Source organism: Sphingobacteriales bacterium (assembly GCA_016700115.1).
In the GTDB taxonomy this organism is placed as follows: Bacteria; Bacteroidota; Bacteroidia; order Chitinophagales; family UBA2359; genus UBA2359.
Map to the genome: position 1 here is coordinate 372,396 of CP064999.1, position 19,994 is coordinate 392,389.

General features: G+C 42.3%; 15 protein-coding genes. 9 read left to right on the forward strand and 6 right to left on the reverse strand.

What is annotated here, in order from left to right; translation table 11 throughout:
- Nucleotides 1–16: 16 nt before the first annotated feature.
- The 4 genes from IPM47_01380 to IPM47_01395 all read left to right on the forward strand — a co-directional run bounded on the left by IPM47_01380 (nt 17) and on the right by IPM47_01395 (nt 5,594).
- On the forward strand, nt 17–1,618 hold the full coding sequence (locus tag IPM47_01380) for a RagB/SusD family nutrient uptake outer membrane protein (protein QQS29632.1): 1,602 nt from the start codon (nt 17–19) through the stop codon (nt 1,616–1,618).
- 25 nt (nt 1,619–1,643) lie between these two features.
- On the forward strand, nt 1,644–2,687 hold the full coding sequence (locus tag IPM47_01385; protein ID QQS29633.1) for a SusE domain-containing protein: 1,044 nt from the start codon (nt 1,644–1,646) through the stop codon (nt 2,685–2,687).
- A 108-nt stretch (nt 2,688–2,795) separates the two neighbouring features.
- A complete protein-coding gene (locus IPM47_01390; protein ID QQS29634.1) occupies nt 2,796–3,659 on the forward strand; it encodes an alpha/beta fold hydrolase in 864 nt (287 codons plus the stop codon).
- Between the two features lie 57 nt (nt 3,660–3,716).
- On the forward strand, nt 3,717–5,594 hold the full coding sequence (locus IPM47_01395; protein ID QQS29635.1) for a glycoside hydrolase family 13 protein: 1,878 nt from the start codon (nt 3,717–3,719) through the stop codon (nt 5,592–5,594).
- 66 nt (nt 5,595–5,660) lie between these two features.
- On the opposite strand, the gene IPM47_01400 is transcribed toward IPM47_01395, so the two are convergent.
- The 5 genes from IPM47_01400 to IPM47_01420 form a co-directional block, all read right to left on the reverse strand.
- Nucleotides 5,661–7,820 (reverse strand): HDIG domain-containing protein, encoded by a 2,160-nt coding sequence (locus tag IPM47_01400; GenBank protein QQS29636.1) that lies wholly within the window; start codon nt 7,818–7,820, stop codon nt 5,661–5,663.
- A gap of 228 nt (nt 7,821–8,048) precedes the next feature.
- Nucleotides 8,049–9,113, reverse strand: a complete 1,065-nt coding sequence (locus IPM47_01405) for a 2-oxoacid:ferredoxin oxidoreductase subunit beta (protein ID QQS29637.1) — start codon at nt 9,111–9,113, stop codon at nt 8,049–8,051.
- Nucleotides 9,114–9,418: 305 nt separating this feature from the next.
- Nucleotides 9,419–10,468, reverse strand: coding sequence for a cytochrome-c peroxidase (locus IPM47_01410; protein ID QQS29638.1), 1,050 nt, complete (start codon nt 10,466–10,468; stop codon nt 9,419–9,421).
- Between the two features lie 375 nt (nt 10,469–10,843).
- Nucleotides 10,844–11,641, reverse strand: a complete 798-nt coding sequence (locus IPM47_01415) for a hypothetical protein (protein ID QQS29639.1) — start codon at nt 11,639–11,641, stop codon at nt 10,844–10,846.
- Nucleotides 11,642–11,925: 284 nt separating this feature from the next.
- Nucleotides 11,926–12,318, reverse strand: coding sequence for a hypothetical protein (locus IPM47_01420; GenBank protein QQS29640.1), 393 nt, complete (start codon nt 12,316–12,318; stop codon nt 11,926–11,928).
- A 185-nt stretch (nt 12,319–12,503) separates the two neighbouring features.
- On the opposite strand from IPM47_01420, the gene IPM47_01425 reads away from it, so the two are divergent.
- The 3 genes from IPM47_01425 to IPM47_01435 are packed head-to-tail and all read left to right on the forward strand — an operon-like array spanning nt 12,504 to nt 14,003.
- Complete coding sequence (locus IPM47_01425; GenBank protein ID QQS29641.1) at nt 12,504–13,028, forward strand: DinB family protein; 525 nt, start codon at nt 12,504–12,506, stop codon at nt 13,026–13,028.
- Nucleotides 13,029–13,038: 10 nt separating this feature from the next.
- Complete coding sequence (locus IPM47_01430) at nt 13,039–13,548, forward strand: SRPBCC domain-containing protein (protein QQS29642.1); 510 nt, start codon at nt 13,039–13,041, stop codon at nt 13,546–13,548.
- Nucleotides 13,548–14,003: a DinB family protein gene (locus tag IPM47_01435; protein QQS29643.1), complete on the forward strand. Its 456-nt coding sequence runs from the start codon at nt 13,548–13,550 to the stop codon at nt 14,001–14,003. Before IPM47_01430 ends, IPM47_01435 begins: the two co-directional genes overlap by 1 nt.
- Nucleotides 14,004–14,796: 793 nt before the next feature.
- On the opposite strand, the gene IPM47_01440 is transcribed toward IPM47_01435, so the two are convergent.
- The gene (locus IPM47_01440) at nt 14,797–15,618 is read right to left on the reverse strand and encodes a hypothetical protein (GenBank protein QQS29644.1); all 822 of its coding nucleotides are present in this window, start codon (nt 15,616–15,618) and stop codon (nt 14,797–14,799) included.
- A gap of 360 nt (nt 15,619–15,978) precedes the next feature.
- Here IPM47_01440 and IPM47_01445 point away from each other — a divergent pair, with 360 nt between their 5' ends.
- Together IPM47_01445 and IPM47_01450 are read left to right on the forward strand one after the other, a co-directional pair.
- A complete protein-coding gene (locus IPM47_01445; protein ID QQS29645.1) occupies nt 15,979–17,004 on the forward strand; it encodes a DUF1028 domain-containing protein in 1,026 nt (341 codons plus the stop codon).
- A gap of 245 nt (nt 17,005–17,249) precedes the next feature.
- Nucleotides 17,250–19,994 (forward strand): PKD domain-containing protein, encoded by a 2,745-nt coding sequence (locus IPM47_01450; protein ID QQS29646.1) that lies wholly within the window; start codon nt 17,250–17,252, stop codon nt 19,992–19,994.

Sequence of the window (19,994 nt, forward strand, 5' to 3'; positions counted from 1 at the left end):
AACCATACGCATTGTTATGAAAAATAAATCTTTTCTCCATACATCCTTAGCCCTGGTCTTACTCGCTTGGTTGGTCAGTTTTACGGCCTGCCTAAAAGACCTCGATACAATACCCCTTGATCCGGAAGAAATAACGGCAGCATCAGTCTATAATAACCCCGATGCCTACAAACAAGTATTGGCAAAACTCTATGCAGGGTTAGCCCTTAGCGGACAGGAAGGCCCCGCCGGCAAACCCGATATCAGCGGGATTGACGAAGGCTTTTCTACCTACCTTCGCCAATACTGGAAAGCTCAGGAACTGACTACGGACGAAGCCATTATCGGATGGAATGACGGCAACCTGCCCGATTACCATTTCCACCGGTGGACAGCAAGCAACGAATTTGTTGCCGCTATGTATTACAGAATCTATTATCAGATTACACTGTGCAACGAATATCTCCGGGAAACCACCGATGAAAAATTAAATGACAGAGGTGTATCAGAACAATTAAAAGCTGAAATCGCCAACTTCAGAGCCGAAGCACGTTTCCTGCGAGCCTTGAGTTATTGGCACGCACTCGATTTGTTTGAAAATGTTCCTTTTGTAACCGAAGAGGATAATGTAGGTTCGTTCCTGCCGGTTCAAACCAATGGCAACGACTTGTTTGCCTATATAGAAAGCGAGTTGAAAGCCATCGAAAACCAACTTGTTGCCCCAAGAGCCAACGAATACGGACGCGCTGATCAGGGTGCTGCCTGGACGCTTTTGGCAAAGCTATACCTCAATGCAAATACCTATACCGGCTCAGACCGCAATACCGATTGCATTACTTACTGCAAAAAAGTGATTGATGCCGGCTATGCACTGACACCAGAATATTCGCACCTGTTTTTACGGGATAACGACAACAACGAAGAAATGATTTTTGCCGTCAGGTTTGATGGAAATACCGGAAGAACCTGGGGTGGCATGACCTTTTTGGTTCACGCACCGGTGGGAGGAAGCATGAGTGCCGGACAATTCGGAATCAACGGCGGTTGGGCAGGGTTAAGAACAACCCCTGAGTTCGTAGGCAAGTTTACGGATATCACCGGTAATACCGACTCACGGGCAATGTTCTACACAGATGGCCAATCTTTGGAAATTGACGATGTGTTTAACTTCAACAATGGGTATGCCATCACTAAATACAAAAATGTGGACAGAAACGGAGTTGCAGGGTCTGATGCCTCCGGAAACTGGGTGGACAACGATTTCCCTATGTTCCGCCTTGCAGATGTCTATTTGATGTATGCCGAAGCCGTCAAAAGAGGCGGAGGCGGAGGTGATGAAGCCACCGCTTTGGGGTATCTCAACGCACTTCGCCAACGGGCTTATGGAGATGAAAGCGGCAACCTGTCTGCCTATGACCTCAACCTGATTCTCGATGAGCGTGCCCGAGAACTTTACTGGGAAGGACACCGTCGTACAGACCTGATTCGTTATGGTTTGTTTACCAACGGCACCTATCATTGGGGCTGGAAAGGTGGAGTAAAAGGTGGCACCGCAACTTCTCCTCACCTGAACCTGTTCCCAATTCCTGCCGCCGACATTATTGCAAATCCAAATTTAGATCCCAATCCCGGCTATTAGAATCACTTTCTAAAACCTTTTAAAAATGAAACAAATAATCTTATTCCTGTTCATACTTTTTGCCATTTCGGGCTTTGTTGCCTGCGAAAAAGAAGGCGATACTATAACTGTCAAATTGCTGAATAACCCAAATATAACTGCTCCGGTTAGCGGTGTAACTTATGTATTTACGGAGGAGACCGCCGGCGACACCCTGCCCGTTATTAAATGGACAGAAGCAAACTTTAATTATCAGGCCGCTATTACTTACAGAGTAGAAGTGGCAACTGCCGGAACTTCGTTTGCCACCCCGCAATCACTTGGCTCATTATCTGGAACTGAGTTTAGTTTGACGGTTGGAAGTTTCAATTCTTCTTTGATTGCAATGGGATTAACCCCGTTTGAAGAAGCAGCCTTAGAATTGCGCATAGTGGGTTCTGTCAGCGATTTTGTTGAAAATGCTTATTCCAATGTTGTCGCCATGACCGTTACCCCTTATTTGTCTATCCCCGTTTTCCCCATGCTTCAGGTTCCCGGCTCCTATCAGGGTTGGGCACCTTCCAATCTCGAAACCGCCATTCCTTCGGTCAAAAGTGACGGCAAATATGAAGGCTATATCTTCTTCCCTAACGATAATACCGAGTTTAAATTTACCCAAGGCCTTAACTGGGATGTAAACTGGGGAGATGATGGCGCAAACGGTACCTTAGACCCCAACGGAGCAAATATAATAGCTCCCTTGGCCGGGTTGCACAAGCTAAACGTCAATTTGCCGGCATTAACCTTTACCCAACTCAAAACCGATTGGGGACTGATTGGAAGCGCAACGCCCGGAGGTTGGGATTCGGATCAGGATTTGACTTACGATGCTGCTACCAGAAGCATGGTCATTACCCTCGACCTGGTAGCCGGCGAAATCAAATTCAGAGCCAACGATGATTGGGGATTAAACTATGGAGATACCGGCGCTGACGGAAAATTAGAAGAAGGCGGTGACAACATTGCCATTGCCGAAGCCGGAAACTATACCATAGCTTTTGACCTCAAACAAACTTTCGGCAACTATACCTACACCATTACCAAAAACTAAATGGACGGTTATTTTCATAAAACAAAACTTTCCGTGAGGCACTACCTTGCGGAAAGTTTTTTTTATTTCCTGTATTTCACATTGTTGCACCCAACAATCGTCCCTTTGATGTTAAAGGCGCAACCCAAAATTCAGGTTGAAGGCAGCATTGAAAGAATTTCTTTTTTTAAATCCAAATATGTTGAACCAAGACATGTAGATGTTTGGTTGCCACCTGATTATTTCCAAAACCTGCATCAAAAATTTGAAGTTATTTACATGCATGACGGGCAGAATTTGTTTTCTCCCGAAACAGCTTATGGGGGAATAGAATGGCAAGTTGATGAAACGACTGCCAATCTCATTCGCGAAAAAAAGATTAACCCCTGCATCATTGTCGGTATCTGGAACTCTCCTAAACGATTTGCAGAATACCTGCCTAAAGCCCCATACAACCTCTTAGACCCTGATTATAAAAACAAACTCAAACAAGAACGCTTGCCAAACGATAAGGTACTTTCTGACAATTATCTAAAGTTTTTGGTCAAAGAATTAAAACCTTATATAGACAGAAATTACCGAACACTACCAAACCGTAGCAACACTTTTGTCGCCGGTTCCAGTATGGGAGGATTAATTTCACTTTACGCCCTTTGCCAATATCCCAAAGTGTTTGGAGGAGCTGCTTGTATTTCTACACACTGGCCGGCAAGCCTTAAAGAAAACAACCCTAATTTTACCAAAGCCTATCTGAAGTATCTGAAAAAACAGCTTCCTAAACCTAAACATCATACCATCTATTTTGACTTTGGCACCGAAACCCTCGATGCCTGGTATGAAGACCATCAATTGGCCGTTGATGCTTTTTTTAAAGAAAAAGGTTATTTCCCCGATTATTGTCTGAGTAAAAAATTCGAAGGTGCGGCACACAACGAACAGGACTGGCAAAAAAGATTTCATATCCCCCTCCTGTTCTTATTATCGCCCGAATAACCCACCGGAAAAAGCAACCGGTTTACCTGTTCATTGAAACTCAAAAAATCTATCCCTATGAAATATTTCTATTCAATTTTTCAGTTCATTTTAGTTAGTTGGTTTTCTTTATCCCCGACTTTATTCGCTCAACAAAAAGTAGAACTTTACCCCCCAAATTGGTGGGTGGGAATGAAATGGAACAAGGTACAACTGCTTGCCCGCTCCGACAACGGCAGCTTCAATCAACAGGAGGTTTCTATCAATCATAGGGGCATCAGCATCGAAAAAGTACACCGTCTCGAAAACGGTAAGTATATGGCCATTGACCTGAACATTGCCCCGGATGCCCAAACGGGGCAGGTGAATGTTCAGTTTTCGGGAGGTAAAGGAAGACCTCAAAACGTAGTTTGGACACTTCAGGCGCGCCGACCCGGAAACGGTACCGATTTTGCCAAAGGGGTTACTTCATCTGATTTTATTTACCTCCTGATGCCCGACCGCTTTAGCAATGGCAACCCTGACAACGATCGTATTGCCGGAATGCGCGATCAAACCTTAAACCGCGATTCTATTTTTCACCGGCATGGGGGCGACTTGCAGGGAGTAATCAATCACCTCGATTATCTCGAAGAACTTGGCGTAACGACTGTGTGGATGACCCCGCCCATTGAAAACGACATGCCCAACCGCACCGAACATGGCTATGCCTGTACCAACCACTATAGAATAGACCCCCGCCACGGAGGAAATGAAGCCTACAAACAACTAAGCGATGCCCTTCACAGTCGCGGTATGAAATTAATACAAGATGCTGTTTACAACCATGTAGGAAGCTACCATTTTACCATCTTAGAACCACCCATGAAAGACTGGGTGCATCAATGGCCGCAATACACCAACACCACCTATAAAGACCAAACTTTGTTTGACCCTTATGCTTCAGAAATAGACCGGAAAAAAATGACAGACGGGTGGTTTGTACCTACAATGCCCGACATTAACCAAAACAATCCTTATGCCGCCAATTTTTTGATCCAGCATGCTCTTTGGAGCGTGGAGGAGTTTGGCGTAGATGGTTTTAGAATTGATACCTATACCTACAACGACCTCCTGTTTATGAACCGTTGTAACCAAGCACTCGTTGACGAATACCCCAATATCACTATGTTTGGTGAAACCTGGGTGCATGGCATGCTCAATCAGGCTTATTTTGTCGAAAACAACCTCGATATTCCTTTTAAAAGTAATCTTCAGGGAGTAACCGATTTTCAAACCAACCTCTATGGCATTACTAAAGCAGTTAACGAACCCTTTGGATGGACTGAAGGAGTGAACCGCCTATACACTACCCTTTGCAGTGATTATGTGTACAAAGACCCGATGCGTAATGTCATCTTTTTAGACAACCACGATAAAACCCGTTTTTTTACCGAAGTAGGAGAAAATCTGAATAAACATAGAATGGGTTTGGCATGGTTGCTCACCTGCCGGGGAATTCCTCAAATGTATTACGGCACTGAAGTGTTGATGAGCGGCTCTACCCACCCTTTTGATGGCTTTGTAAGGCTCGACTTTCCGGGCGGTTGGCAGGGCGACAAGGTCAACGCATTTACTCGTCAGGGTTTAAGCAAAAAACAATCCGAAACACTGGACTATGTTACGACACTTGCCAATTACCGGAAAAAATCATCTGCTATCAAAACCGGAAAATTCATGCACTATGTGCCGCAGGATGGTTTATACGTATATTTCAGGTATGATGAACACCAAACCGTGATGTGTATCATGAATACCTCCGACAAAGCCAAAGTTGTAAACTTTGCCGATTATGCCGAAAGAACCCAAGGTTTTAGCCATGCTATCGGCATCGGCAATATTCCGCAAGCCTACCATCTGACCGAACCGCTTTCTGTTGACAGTTACAATATGCTGGTATTGGAACTGAAAAGATAACTCGATAATGTCCGGGATATTAGACATTAAGTATTCTACCCAACCATGTTCTTGGCTTAGAAAATTTTACACTTCCTGCCTTTCCAAAACATCGGGATAGCTGATGCGTATGTGGTAGATGCTGCGCAGTTGTTTTTTAAACACCTTTTTAATGACCGAAATGTCTTTAAAACTGAGGTCGCAATTCACAAACTGGTTGTCCCGGATTTTGGTGTCTATAATATGCTCGACAAGATTGTTAATTTGTTCATCAGTAGGGGTATGCATACTGCGGGAGGCAGCTTCCACCGAATCGGCCATCATTACAATTGCGGTTTCTTTTGAGTAGGGCAAAGGTCCTTTATATCTGAAAAAAGGTTCGTCAATTTCTTCGTTGGGGTTTTCTTTGCGAAAGTTTTGATAGAAATACTCGACACGGGTGGTGCCGTGATGGGTCCTTATAAAATCAGTTATGATGTTGGGTAGTCTTTCTTTTTTGGCAAGTTCAACCCCATGGGTTACATGCTCTTTAATGATGCGAACACTTTCTACATAAGGAATATCATCATGAGGGTTAATTTCGGTGGTTTGGTTTTCGGTAAAGTAAATGGGACGGAGCATTTTACCAATATCGTGATACAAGGCTCCCACTTTAGCCAATAAGGGGCGGGCACCAATTTCCAAAGAAGCGGCTTCTGCCAAATTGGCTACCTGCAAAGAATGGGCAAAAGTTCCGGGGGCTTTTCGCGAAAGACGGCGCAGCAGGGGTTTGTTCAAATCACTCAGTTCCGCAAGGGTTATGTTGGACACAAAACCAAATAGCTTCTCAAAAACCGGAATGAGTGGGTAGGCCAACAAACAGAAGAAAGTGTTGACCACCAACCAACCCAAATTAACCCATGGAATTGTTGCCCACGAACCTTCCTGTATTAAGGAAAGTCCAATAAAACCGGCCAAGTAGGTGGTAAATATATAGGCCGTTGATTTGAAAAAGTCAGACCAGTAATAGGCCCTTTCATTGGCCAAAATGGCTGCTAAACCGGCTATAAAATGAAGAAACAAAAACTCGAAGCCCATCGGTACAATAAAGCCGGATAATAAAACAATGATGATATGAACATACATTGCCGTGCGGTTGCCGAAAAAATTGCGCATTACAATCGGCACAATACAATAGGGCAGCATGTACAAACTAAAATTGGTCTGCCCGATTTGGCGAATGTCCACCACTAAGCGAATCAGGTAAATAAAAGCGGCAATAAAAATCAGGATAAAGGTGAGCTTGCGAGAATTGTAATAGGTTGCCGGTTCAAAAATCTGAAGAAATACGGTGAACAGCAAAATAGTAACAAATACGAGAATAAAATGGCCGATATTGACTGCGTATTGGTTGAAAAACATAGGGCTGACTACCGAAGAACCCTGGGTTTCGTAGGCATTTTTCAAAGATTGAAGTTTGCTGTATTGTTCGTTTTTCACCAGCGCCCCCTGTGCTATGATGAGTTCATTTTGCTGAACAACGCCTTTTGTTTTGGCAATTTTCTTCAGTTCTTCCTCTGTGATTTCGCGCGTAGTTTTCCGGTCAAAGGTGATGTTGGGCTGAAGGCTGTTGCATAGCGGCTCTATAATATCCCATAAGTTTTCGGGCAATTCAGCCTTTACGGCATTGTCCACGTATTGGCAGGCATCCGTAATATTGGTAAACAACTGATTCGTGTTGAGTATCGTCAATGTATTATTTATCAGCAGGTTAATGGAACTTAGGGCAGGTTTACCACTCTTTTTATGCTCTTCGTCTAAGGTGGCAATGCCTTTGGTATATAAAGAATCCAATAACCGGTCTGCTGTTCTGACTGCCATCAATGAATCTTTCCGGGAAATTCCGGAGGCTTCGGATTTATCTTCATCTGCATATAATTCAGCAAATTCTGAGACAAACTGTTCCATTACCTTTTCTTTTACCTTTGCCTCAATTTTGTAGTATGGCGCAAGACTGTCAATCATCCGTTGCTGTTCCATCAGCAATTCATCGGGCAGCTTTTTGATGGTAAACGTAAATGGTGCATACAGGTTGTCGTATTTCCAGGGCATGTTCAACTCAAAATCGTAGTTGAAATTTTCTTTTGGCAACAAAGTAGAAATCACCCCAATACAAATCAGCACCAATAAATAACGCACTATGACCAAATGCTTATTGACTATGAGAGAGCTGATGTTTTTTAAGCTAAAAGGACGATTAGAAGCCATAAGGTAATTGGATAGATAACCCTTGAGTGCATACAGAAATTACAAATCCTGCTTGAAACAGGTCAAAGCAGGTGCTAATATAACCGATTTTATCCGATTTGTGTAAATACTATAGTTATCGCAACCTGTGATGATGCTATTTTAGTATCATCGCCACCTGGCCTGGGTTGTTCGTTTTTTACTTCGGAAAGATCAAACTACAAATCATTGATCTAAATTGAGCAATAGCTACTCATGTAACCAGGTTACTTTGCCGGCTATCAGTTCGTCAAGATCACCTTCCCCCTTAAATTGTATGGCTTGGTTTATCTGCAAATGCAACAATTCTTCGTAGGTTGGGCGGCTGCTCTCGACATAAAAAACTCCGAAAGGACGCGGTAAAAAGTCCTTCTCATTCAGTTCTTGTGGCAGGTCGAAAAATCGAGACAAAATTTGAGCTTTGACTAAGTCTGCTTCGTTGTGAATCCATAAATCGTTAGCGCTAATATCTCCATTTAAAAGGTTTACCACTCGCGGTGTATAGCCATCCAGCACGATGCCTTTGTCGTTGTTTTGGCCAAATACAAGTGGTTCGTCCTGTTTCATAAAAAGGGTCGCCTCTTTTTTGGTAGCGCTGTCTGTAAACACCTCAAAAGCCCCGTCGTTAAAAATATTACAATTCTGGTAAATTTCCAAAAACGAAGCTCCTTTATGATGATAGCATCGTTTCACCATTTCCTGAAGATGTTTGGGATCCCTGTCCATGGCACGCGCAATAAACGTGGCATTTGCCCCCATAGCAAAAGCAATGGGGTTAACCGGAAAATCAATGGATCCCAACGGTGTGGATTTGGTTACCTTATGTTGTTCTGATGTAGGTGAGTATTGCCCTTTAGTCAGCCCATAAATTTGATTGTTAAACAACAAAATATTGAGGTCAAAATTGCGGCGAAGAATATGCAACAGATGATTGCCGCCTATTGACAAACCATCTCCGTCTCCTGTTACCACCCAAACGCTAAGGTTGGGGTTTGCAATCCTCAATCCGGAAGCTACCGCGGTTGCTCGACCGTGAATAGAGTGCATTCCATAAGTTTCCATATAATACGGAAAACGGGACGAACAGCCGATACCGGAAACAATGGCAACCTCTTCCCTTTTCAGCCCAAGCTCTGCGATTACTGTCTGTACCTGTTTTAAAATTGAATAATCCCCGCATCCCGGACACCATCTCACTTCCTGGTCGGTTGCAAAATCTTTGGCTTTCAGCAATTCAGCGCTGTTGTTTGTTGTAACGGTAGTTTCTGTTATCATCGTCAGGCAAATTGATGGATATATTTAAACAATAAAAAAAGATAACCCCTGTATTTTCTTTCAGGATATTCAAACGCCATCCGGAATTCCGAAAGTATGCGCCTGAAACAGATAATCAAACAAATGTACACTGTTTTATTTTCCGGTGTATATAGCGGCTTGGTGTTCAGCAAAAATTTTCTGAACATGACTACTGCCAATCGTTTTCAGCCTGTAACAGAGAGGGGTAATAAGTATCTGATTTTGTACGGTTGAACAATTTTGTACAAAAAAATGAATGAAGATTGCCTTGAAACAACACCTTACTATTCGGCAAATCTCGGGTCGTTGTTAAACCCGGGATCGTTCAGTGTTTTCAGAAAAACTATAATTTTTTGTCGCTCCGAAACTGTCATTGGGATGCCATAAGTATTATCTGATTGAATTAAAAGCGTATCCAGCGTTTCAGTATAATGTACCCCTTCTGCATAGTGATTCAACACCGCTTCCAAAGTATTGAGGCTGCCGTCGTGCATATATGGATAAGTATGCGACAGGTTTCGCAATGAAGGCACTTTAAACCTGCCCATGTCCCCGGGGTTTAGGGTTACTAAATATCGCCCTTTGTCAATACTTAAATCTTCAGCTATTCCATTGTTCCTGAATGAAAAATCGGTAAACAAGTCCGTCGAATGGCAGGAATTGCATTTTTTTTGTTTAAACAACTCTAACCCTTCCAGTTCTTCAACGGTCATTTGTCCACCGGTTTCGTTGCGCATGTATTTGTCATACTTTGAATTGGCAGACACAAGCATGATACTGAACTGAGACAGTGCTTTGGCAAAAGTTTGAGTGTTAATATCTTCAGAACCAAAAGCATCCTTAAACATTTGGCGATATATCGGTTGGCGGCTCAACTTTTCATATACATTGGCGATGTTTTCGTCCATTTCCACAGGATTTTGAATAGCATTGAAAGGCACCAAATCAAGGGTATGTACTCCCCCATCCCAAAAAAAAGTAGTATGCCAAAGCATATTCATCACCGGAGGAGCATTGCGGATGCCAAGTTTGTCGTCAATTCCATGACTAACCGAATGAGCAACATGTGAAAAACTGGAATAAGGTATATGACAAGAGCCACAGGCTATGGTGCTGTCTCGGGAAAGTATAGGGTCGTAGAACAATTTCTTGCCCAATGCAAACCCTTCAGAAGTTACAGGGTTTGATGCAACATCATAAACCGGAGCAGGAAAATTAGAGGGTAAAAACAAAGAAATATCAGGTTGGGTATCTTCTTCTTTGCAAGCAGTGAGTAACTGCATTGCAAGAACAAACAATAATAAGGAGAACGAATTGTTTTGACGCGGGAACATAAAGGGTATAAATTTGGAAGCAATAAAACGCAATGAAAAACAATGGATGTTTTAAAAAAAGCCGTCAGCCGAGTTTGTTTGCAAGACCGACGGCTTTTTACTATTCTGTTCCGGATTACTAAATTTTAATGAAACCGGTTTCTCTTAGCCATATAAAACGAAATGATGATTTTAGTTAAATCGCCTGCAACTCATACCTTCTGATTGATAGACATTCTTGTCCTTTGTATAAAAAAACAAAGAGAAAACAACCTGAATTGGGGTTAAGATTTTAAGATCCAAACTCCCTCTTCTTTTGCATGTTGTCGTTAATGCAAGGTCTCCTACAGCTATTAAAACAAACTAATGTCTGACAATTAACCAAAATCCAAAAAATTAATCGTTGTGTATGTGGTTAACTGAAAACATATCGGCATAGTTGTCTGCAACTGATGTTGATTCAGGAGAAAACATAATCATTGGCGATTCTGCAACACTTAAATTATTGGGTGATGTAAACACTTCTAAAACATCAGCATAGATATGTACTTCGGGATGGCTGTCTTTTGAAACACCGGCTTTTTCATCGTTATGTGCTGTCAGTGCAATGTTTTTAAGGTTATTGATGGTAGGACTGCTATATCCGCCATATCCGCCAATGTGGTAAAAAAATGCACCATCCGCCTCCGTAACTTGAGGAGATGTGCCTTCTACCTTTACAAAAATATACCCGCTGTTCCACATCCAGTACATTCCTTGTGCTGCTCCGGCCGGATCCAAATCACCGGTTCGCTCGCTGATATCGGAAGCACTTTTCACACTATCAACTCCCAGCACAAACTCAAAACCCACATAATCGCCTCCCGGAACATTGTTAAGTGTGATTTCGCGACTTTCTTCATCAGCACCGTCCAACAAGAAATACGATTCTGCCTGTGGTACGGTATAATATGTTCCGTCAGATTTTTTAAGTTTGATATTTGAAATAAAATAGTTAAACGTGCTAAAAGTCAGGCTCTCTCCGGCAGCATTTGTATAAGCCTGACCAAAGTTTAATTTACTGTTACCGGCGCGGTTTTCAAAATGAAGGGTGATCGGTCCGGGTGTTGCTTCTTCATCTTCTTCACAAGAGGAAATCGAAAATACGGTTACAAAAGCAAATAAAAAAGCAAAAATAAATTTTATGTGGTTCATTTTAAGTTTGAAAGTTTTTGTTAAAAAATTTAAAAGACTTGGTTTGCGGATATGTCCATCTCAATTTCATGTATCATATCCGAACCAATAGTTACACTTAATACCAAATGGAACAATATCGAATGACTTTAATGGTCATTCAAACTATTTCATTCAGATTTAAGTAGGTAACTAACAAGGGTTGAAAAACATCTTGTTTGAATGTGCAATGCCCAAAAACAACCAATACCTGCGGTTTGTAATAAAGCGAAGAATTGGTTATACAGGCCAATAAAGGCTATTGGTCAGGCAACATTTACCGGAGGGGGATGAAATATCATCCCAACATACCCTGATAAATGCAGGGTTTGGTTTAAAGGAAAAAAAGCGGTAAACAAAGCAGTATTAACCGGCTCCTGAACAGTTTGATATTGCTCGGGAAAGAATAGTTCAATGTTAAAGTTTTTTAGCATCGCCGCATCCTGTCCGGGATCGCGGCTTTCTTGCTGCATTTGTTTTTTTAAGTAGCATTTACCCTTGCAATTCATTTGGGGCTTGCTGCGGTTTTCACACAAATTATTGGCAATATATTGCCTGTTGAGTAAAAACTTTATATGAACCATCCCTATGCCGTTGTTGTAAAACAGCATGAATATGAAAAGAAGATAAAGGGTTAGTTGCTGAAATGCCTTTTTCACAAATGCAAAGTTACAGTTTAGTCATGAGATAATTTATTTTTTTTAAGAAAGTTCAACATCTCTCTACCCTTCGCCCTAAAAGTATTGATTGAAAAAAAAGAATTCGATTCAGTGAAAAGACTTTTGTTTTAGTCCTTCAAATAGCTTAGTTTTGTTAAACGTTTAAAATACTCAATCCTTGAAGTATGGAATACAACATAGCGCAATCGTTGTTAATTTTGGAACGAACACCTTTGATACTCGAACAGATGTTGCATGGTTTGCCTAATGAATGGATATTGAGCAATGAAGGAAAAGACACCTTCAGCCCGTTTGATGTAGTCGGACATTTAATTCATGGGGAAAAAACAGATTGGATTGACAGATTGGAAATTATTCTTTCAGACAAACCGGAAAAAACTTTTATGCCTTACGACAGGTTTGCACAGTTCAAAGATAGCATCGGTAAAAGCATGGAAGAGTTGTTGTCTGAATTTAAACAGTTGAGACAACGGAATCTCAAAATTTTGAGATCAAAAAACCTCACGGCAAATGATTTCACCAAAACCGGAAATCATCCGGCACTTGGAACAGTTACTTTAAAAAATTTACTTGCTACATGGACGGTTCACGACCTGAGTCATATTGCTCAAATTTCAAGAGTAATGGCAAAGCAATATAAAAGTGAAGTAGGACCATGGACAGAATATTTACCCATCTTAACAAGATAAAAGTATTATTATGGAAAATTTACTGACTTATGACTGGAGCCGGTTTGTTAAACGGGTTACAATTAATGCCCCTACTCAGGATATATACGATGCCTGGGCAACAAGAAAAGGGCTTGAAAACTGGTTTTTGAGAATTGCAGAGTTTAAATCACCTGAAGGAAGGGTTTTAGCTGATAATGAAGCCGCAACTACAAACGACTCTTACGTTTGGTATTGGCACGGTTGGGATGACACTGTGTTAGAACGGGGAAAAGTGCTCGGTGCCAACGGCAAAGATTCTTTTAGCTTTGAATTCGGCGATGAAGGCATTGTCTCTGTCCATATTTTTCAGGAAGAAGGAATAAATATAGTAGAGCTGATTCAGGAAAAAATTCTGACTGACGAGGAGTACAAAGTAAGATACCATCTCGGTTGTTCAACCGGATGGACATTTTACCTTTCCAATCTTAAATCCATTTTAGAAGGCGGCATAGACCTTCGCAACAGAAACCTGAATATTAAAAATGTGGTGAACTCCTGATGGAATTAGATTTGACAAAACGGGAATCGCAGCGATTGACCGAGATGATTAACAAGGCAATGCAGCAAATCACCCGCTTTTCAAGCGAGGAGTGGGAGTTTCGGGAAAAACCGGGAAAATGGAGTAAAAAAGAAATTCTCGGACATTTGATTGACAGTGCTGCCAACAATCACCTGCGCTTTGTCCGCGCTCAATTGGCTGAATCTGAGTTTATCTCCTTTAATTATGAACAGGATTTTTATGTTTCCTGCCAACAATACCAACAAAGCAAGGTGGAAAACTTACTGCTGCTATGGTCTGCATATAATCATCATATTGCCCATATTATGAACCATATCAATCCGGAAAAGTTAAATCTTGTCTGTAAAATAGGCAACTACGAACCGGTCAGCCTTGGTTTTTTGGTAAAAGATTATGTGGATCATTTAGCGCATCATTTGAAACAGTTATACTAATTTAAGACCATAAAACAGTCCCGACTGTATTTATGAAATATGCTTAGCTATCCCAAATTGCTGTACAGGGTTTGAAAAACAACGAAACATTAAATCTTTAGCCAAAATTACCTGAAACCCCAAATTTTCCGAAAAGACGGTTTGCACAATTCGGGATTGATCGCTAAAAAAACCGGAATGAAATTCATGGCGGACTCTCCCGAAACAGGGGAAAATAGCTTTTTTACACCCCCCCTCCCCAAAAACACCTCAAGCCTGTATTCGAAGGTGTAATTAAAAAACAGTTGCCTCGCATTGAAAAGCAATACAAGCCACACTCTAAAATATTGCAAAAAAACAAAATTTAGTGCTTTAAAAAGGGGGGACATTAAAGCATTGCAGGGGTGCAATGAGTCATTGCAGAGGTGATTTGAAACAATGCAGGGGTGCATTAAGCCATTGCAGAGGTGATTTGAGGTAATGCAGGGGTGCAATAACCTATTGCAGAGGTGATTTGAAACAATGCAGGGGTGCATTAAGCCATTGCAGAGGGGATTTGAAGTAATTCAGGGGTGCAATAACCTATTGCAGAGGTGATTTAAAGCATTGCAAAGGCGCAACAGGTCTTTGCGGAGGCGATTTAAAGCTTTGCAGGGGTGTATCAGGCTATTGCAAAGGAGCAATTAACCTTTTTCAAGGGTGTTTTCCCCCGAATCCATTCCGTATTTTTTGGGACAATTTATTTTTCAACTTTGTATAATGCCCGGAAGGATAGCTGCGGGAAATGCAGGCACTGATTCTTGTTGAGTTAATCTTATTGTTGTGAAATGCTTTTAAGGCTATTCCTCAGAAACTCGATGGTGTTAATTTGTTTTTTAATGTCCAAATTCAATTTGTTTTGTTCGTCCTTGTTGTCGCTCAATTTAGCTTCGGCTCTTTCAAGGGCAGCCCTCAACTGAATAATTTCGTCTAAAATTTCTTTTTCTGTGTTTTTTTGAGCGTCCCGTTCTCCGTCCAAATTCAGGAGATTTCTTTCTTCCTCGTTCAGCTTTGTGCTGATACCTTTCACAGATTCACTAATGGCAAAACTCGTCAGCATTTTGCTGATCAGGGCAAACTTATCTACGTCAGTTTTTGGGTTAACAAAATTATTTCCCCCCATGTCCACCATCATCTTGACCATAGTGCCATTGGCATACCCTTCTGTTTTTGAATAAATTTTAACAGGGTCTTCGCTTACTCCGCGAATGTATGCGTTTTCAGACACATACTCTGCCTTACCGCCTTTCGTTTTCCCGCCAAAATTTTTCAGATACTTTACCCACGATTTTTCAACCGAAATCGGGTCAGCAGATGGTATATTCACTTTCATTGCAGGACCTTGACGGCCGGAAACCGTTTCGAAAGCTTCGGTAACTTCAATTTTGGGCAACTCCGGCATTGGCAGCAATAATGTTGTATCGGCAGGTGGGGGTGTATCGGCAACCGGGGGTGTCGTTGGAACCTGTCTTGTAGTGGCTGTTTTGACCGTATTTCCGGTTTGATTAGGTTGGGCCATCAAAGGAAAGGCATAGCTTACAAACAACAATATAAGGAATGGTAAACTTGCAAAACTTTGGAAAGTTAACTTTTTCATAATAACGAAAGCGTTGAAAGGTAACTGATGATGATACTTTTATTCTGGGGTAAAATTAAAACTAAAATAATGGCTTATTGAACTATGTTGGCAAAATTAACAGATTAAGGCCGGAATTTTACCTTTTTTATCAATCATCATCCCCAATCTGGGTTACTTATTTTATTTACTTCTTGTTATATTTGTCTTAGGAAACCAATATTTTCACTAAACCGCGTTTACAAATTTGGAAATCAATTTTCCCTGAAGGCAAAACTTGGTACGATTTGAAATTTCCGGCAGGTGTTACCTGTTTGATGATATTGCCCTTAACTTGCTTCGGGTTTCAATCTCATTTAACCATCCTATCGCGTATTAACTATGAAAACAACCTGTTTCCTCCACCTTTGCCTTGTTTTACTTTTCAATTCAATTCAGCTTATTGCCCAGGATACCTTCTCGATTGTGGCCGTTGACGAGTTAACCGGGCAGGTGGGCAGTGCGGGGGCATCCTGTATTGATGATTCTGCCATTTCCGGTGGCGTTTCAATCATCGGTCGCCTTTATCCGGGAAGAGGGGTAATCAATACTCAATCGTACTGGAACAGTGTCAACCAAAACAATGCAGGGGTGTTAATCAACAACGGAAATTCTCCTGCCGAGATTATCAGTTGGCTGGAAACAAATGATGCACAAAGCAATCCCGGGATTAGGCAATATGGAATTGCAGATTTTGACCCTTCGGGCTTACCACGAACGGCTGCCTTTACCGGTGCAAACTGTTTTGATTACAAAAACCATATTACAGGACCAAACTATTCCATTCAGGGGAATATTTTGTTGGGGCAGGAGGTGCTCGATTCGATAGAAGCACGTTTTTTGAATACAGAGGGGGAGTTGGCCGTCAAACTCATGGCTGCACTTCAGGGAGCAAAACTCCCGGGGGCAGATACGCGGTGTCTTGATCAAGGTATCTCTTCTTTGTCCGCTTATATCCGGGTAGCAAATCCATCCGATTTGGCGGGAAGCTATTACCTCGATTTAACCATCCCCAACACCCCATTTCTGACCGACCCCATCACTATGCTCCAAAATCAATTCAATGTATGGCAGACAACCGTAGCTGCCGGCACTCTCACTTCTCCTCAAACCATCGTAATTCACGCTCAACCCAACCCATTTTCGGATTTCACCGTTTTAGAGGTATCCGGATTGGATGTTCAGAATTTTTCAACACAACTAATGGTGTATAATGTTTTAGGGGAATTGGTCAATTCGTTTCCGGTTAATGATAAGAAAGTATTTATCCATGCCGAAGCTTTAAGCAATCTGACGGGTATTTATTTTTATCGCTTAAGCCATAATCAAACAATGGCAGGCAGTGGTAAATTGATCCTGTTCCGTTAATTGAAAGTTTTGCATAGTAAGGGTAAAGTTGCGGACAAGGCCTGCGAAAGTCATTTATTTTTAAATGGATTTTGAACAGTTAGGCGTTTTTTTACCAATTTCGCATAAAAATTGCAAGGACTTCAAATAGTCCTTGTTTGTTTAAAAACAGAAACCACACATCTTTGCGTTAAACCTATACCTTTTGCCAATATTTATTTTTCAGGCTATCGGCTTTTCTGATACACCTATAATCAACAGACACCATGTACAAGCAATCAACCATTTTTGTTTTACTATTTTTAATATTTGTTTGCCTGCCTGCCAAAGCTCAGGTAAGCGCAGGCGGCACTCCTTACAGCATTGCTCATCCTGAAATTGTCGGTGCAGCTATCCCTGTCATTACACTGCCTGCCGTAGATATCGAGGCGTTGATTCTCGAAGATATGGTCAATGATGCCAAAAACCAACCCTTCCGTTTTGGGGCAGAAATCAAAACCATGATTGGCCTTGACAATAGCGGAATATGGGAAACCCTGCCAAATGGCGACAGGCTTTGGAGAGTTAGTGTTTATTCTAAAAAAGCCAAAACCCTCAACTTTGTTTTCAGCAGTTTTTACATGCCGCCCGGCGCAAAATTACACCTGTACAATGGAAGCAAGTCAGAAATAATCGGTGCTTTTACCTCCTCCAACAACAAATCTCATGGTTTGTTTTCTACCGGACTGATACGAGGAGACCTAACCACATTCGAATATTATGAACCCGCTCAGGTATCCGGGCAGGGCAGGTTGAGCATTTCAAAGGCAGTACATGGATACCGTGGGTTCTTTTCGCCTGAAAAGGGATTCGGAGATTCCGGTTCCTGCAACAATAACGTCAATTGCCCGGAAGCAGCCGACTGGCAAGATCAGAAACGGTCTGTAGCGCTTATCATTTCCGGTGGATTCAGAGCTTGTACCGGAGCAATGGTCAACAATGTAAATAACGACTGCACCCCTTACTTTCTGACTGCCAACCACTGCTTGGACTCCTCGGTCAGTACCTGGGTATTTATGTTTAATTATGAAAGCCCCGACTGTACCAATATAGACGGTCCCCTTAATCAAACCGCTTCGGGCTGTACTTTGATGGCCAGTGCATCAGCTTCCGATTTTGCTTTAGTGTTACTAAGTGAAGTCCCTCCGATTGATTATAATATCTATTATTCCGGTTGGAGTGCCGAGAGCACTCCGGGCACTTCGTCTGTGGGCATTCACCACCCGGCAGGCGATATTAAAAAAATCACCTTTAATGAGGATGTATTAGTGAGTTCCGAAGGGTTGTCGGGAGTTACCGACTCACATTGGGAAGTTACCGAATGGGAAGATGGCACAACCGAAGGTGGTTCGTCCGGCTCACCGTTGTTTGACCAAAACAAACGCATTGTCGGACAATTACACGGAGGTACTGCCTCCTGCAACAGTTTAACTTATGATGCCTACGGAAAAGTTGCCTATTCCTGGTCAACCGGAACAACTGCAACCACAAGACTTCGAGATTGGTTAGACCCGGTAAATACCGGCATATTAGCTATTGATGGCCGGAATTGCAGCGAACCGCTCTATTCTCTGGATGCCGGTATCACTCAATTAACAGCCCCTCCCCCATTTTTATGCAATGTTTCTGAGATTGTACCACAAATCCTGGTGCGCAATTATGGCAGCACAACCTTAACTTCCTTTACTGTTGTATGGCAATTAGACGGAGGCTTGGTTCAAACTTTTGAATGGACCGGCTCGCTTGAGTTTTTAGCCCCTGCTTATATTTCCCTGCCCACGATCTTAGTTCCGGACGGTGAACACTCGCTCTGGGTTTCCGTAGTTCAGCCAAATGGCTCGGCTACTGATGAAAACATCCTGAATGATTCTGTTTTTTTCAACTTTACCACAACAAGCGGGAGCAATGTTTCCGTCAGTTTGGTCTGTGATTACTGGGCAGACGAAACCTCATTTACGATTACCAATCAACAGGGTGAAGTGCTTTACAACCAATCGGGTTTCAGTTCTTTTCAAAACTTTAACCAAAACTTTTGTTTGCCTGCCGACTGCTATACCTTTACCATTTTGGATTCTTATTGCGATGGTATGGATCCGGGCGCAAGTTATCAGGTAATATTACCGGACGGAAGCATCATAGCCGAAGGAGGGGGCAATTTTGGCTGTTCCGAATCTTATGATTTTTGCATGGAAAGTCCGGCATTTCAGGCAAGCATAGCGAATTTGCCCATGCAATCCTGCCCACTGCCGGCGGTTGTTCAATTTGTGGGAGGGCCATCAACAGCCACTACTTTTAGCTGGCAGTTTGAAGGCGGAAATCCTTCTTCCTCTGAAGAGGCTAATCCGATTGTTTTGTACGAAGAGCCGGGCAGCTATGCAGTAACACTTATCGTCAGCAATGGCGTGGACACCGATACCCTGACCTATCCCGATTATATTACCATTTTCCCGGAACTTGAACTTACCGGCAGCATCATCACCCCGGCCTTTTCCCCCAATTCCACCGATGGGGCTATCAGCATCAGTCTGAGTGGAGGGGTACAGCCCTACACTTATATTTGGTCGAACAATGCAACTACACCTGAAATCAGCGGGTTAAGCCCGGGGCAATATTGTGTAACCGTTACCGCAGGAATCAATTGCAGTCTGACTGATTGCTTTACCGTACCGGTTGTCGTCAATACCGAACCCGAAGCCATCCCGCTTCAATATCAGGTTAGTATTTACCCCAACCCCGTTTCTCATTCGGCTCAAATCAGGCTGGAGATTCCCCAAACAGGTAATTATAATCTGCTGTTTTTTGACCTGATAGGACGTTGTTTGGACAATAGCCTTTACAAATTAGCGCTTTCAGAAGGAATAACTACTATTCCTCTCAACATACAAAACCTTCCCGGAGGATTTTATTTTGCCGGTCTTCAAACCACTGACGGGCAATTGCTCAACACTACGCGGTGGGTTGTTTTGGAATAG

Coding starts and splice junctions, on each gene's coding strand:
- IPM47_01430 (QQS29642.1), top strand. CDS start 13,039: ATGGAAAATTTACTGACTTATGACTGGAGCCGGTTTGTTAAACGGGTT.
- IPM47_01415 (QQS29639.1), bottom strand. CDS start 11,641: ATGAACCACATAAAATTTATTTTTGCTTTTTTATTTGCTTTTGTAACC.
- IPM47_01445 (QQS29645.1), top strand. CDS start 15,979: ATGAAAACAACCTGTTTCCTCCACCTTTGCCTTGTTTTACTTTTCAAT.
- IPM47_01425 (QQS29641.1), top strand. CDS start 12,504: ATGGAATACAACATAGCGCAATCGTTGTTAATTTTGGAACGAACACCT.
- IPM47_01380 (QQS29632.1), top strand. CDS start 17: ATGAAAAATAAATCTTTTCTCCATACATCCTTAGCCCTGGTCTTACTC.
- IPM47_01405 (QQS29637.1), bottom strand. CDS start 9,113: ATGATAACAGAAACTACCGTTACAACAAACAACAGCGCTGAATTGCTG.
- IPM47_01385 (QQS29633.1), top strand. CDS start 1,644: ATGAAACAAATAATCTTATTCCTGTTCATACTTTTTGCCATTTCGGGC.
- IPM47_01395 (QQS29635.1), top strand. CDS start 3,717: ATGAAATATTTCTATTCAATTTTTCAGTTCATTTTAGTTAGTTGGTTT.
- IPM47_01400 (QQS29636.1), bottom strand. CDS start 7,820: ATGGCTTCTAATCGTCCTTTTAGCTTAAAAAACATCAGCTCTCTCATA.
- IPM47_01450 (QQS29646.1), top strand. CDS start 17,250: ATGTACAAGCAATCAACCATTTTTGTTTTACTATTTTTAATATTTGTT.
- IPM47_01410 (QQS29638.1), bottom strand. CDS start 10,468: ATGTTCCCGCGTCAAAACAATTCGTTCTCCTTATTATTGTTTGTTCTT.
- IPM47_01440 (QQS29644.1), bottom strand. CDS start 15,618: ATGAAAAAGTTAACTTTCCAAAGTTTTGCAAGTTTACCATTCCTTATA.
- IPM47_01435 (QQS29643.1), top strand. CDS start 13,548: ATGGAATTAGATTTGACAAAACGGGAATCGCAGCGATTGACCGAGATG.
- IPM47_01390 (QQS29634.1), top strand. CDS start 2,796: ATGTTAAAGGCGCAACCCAAAATTCAGGTTGAAGGCAGCATTGAAAGA.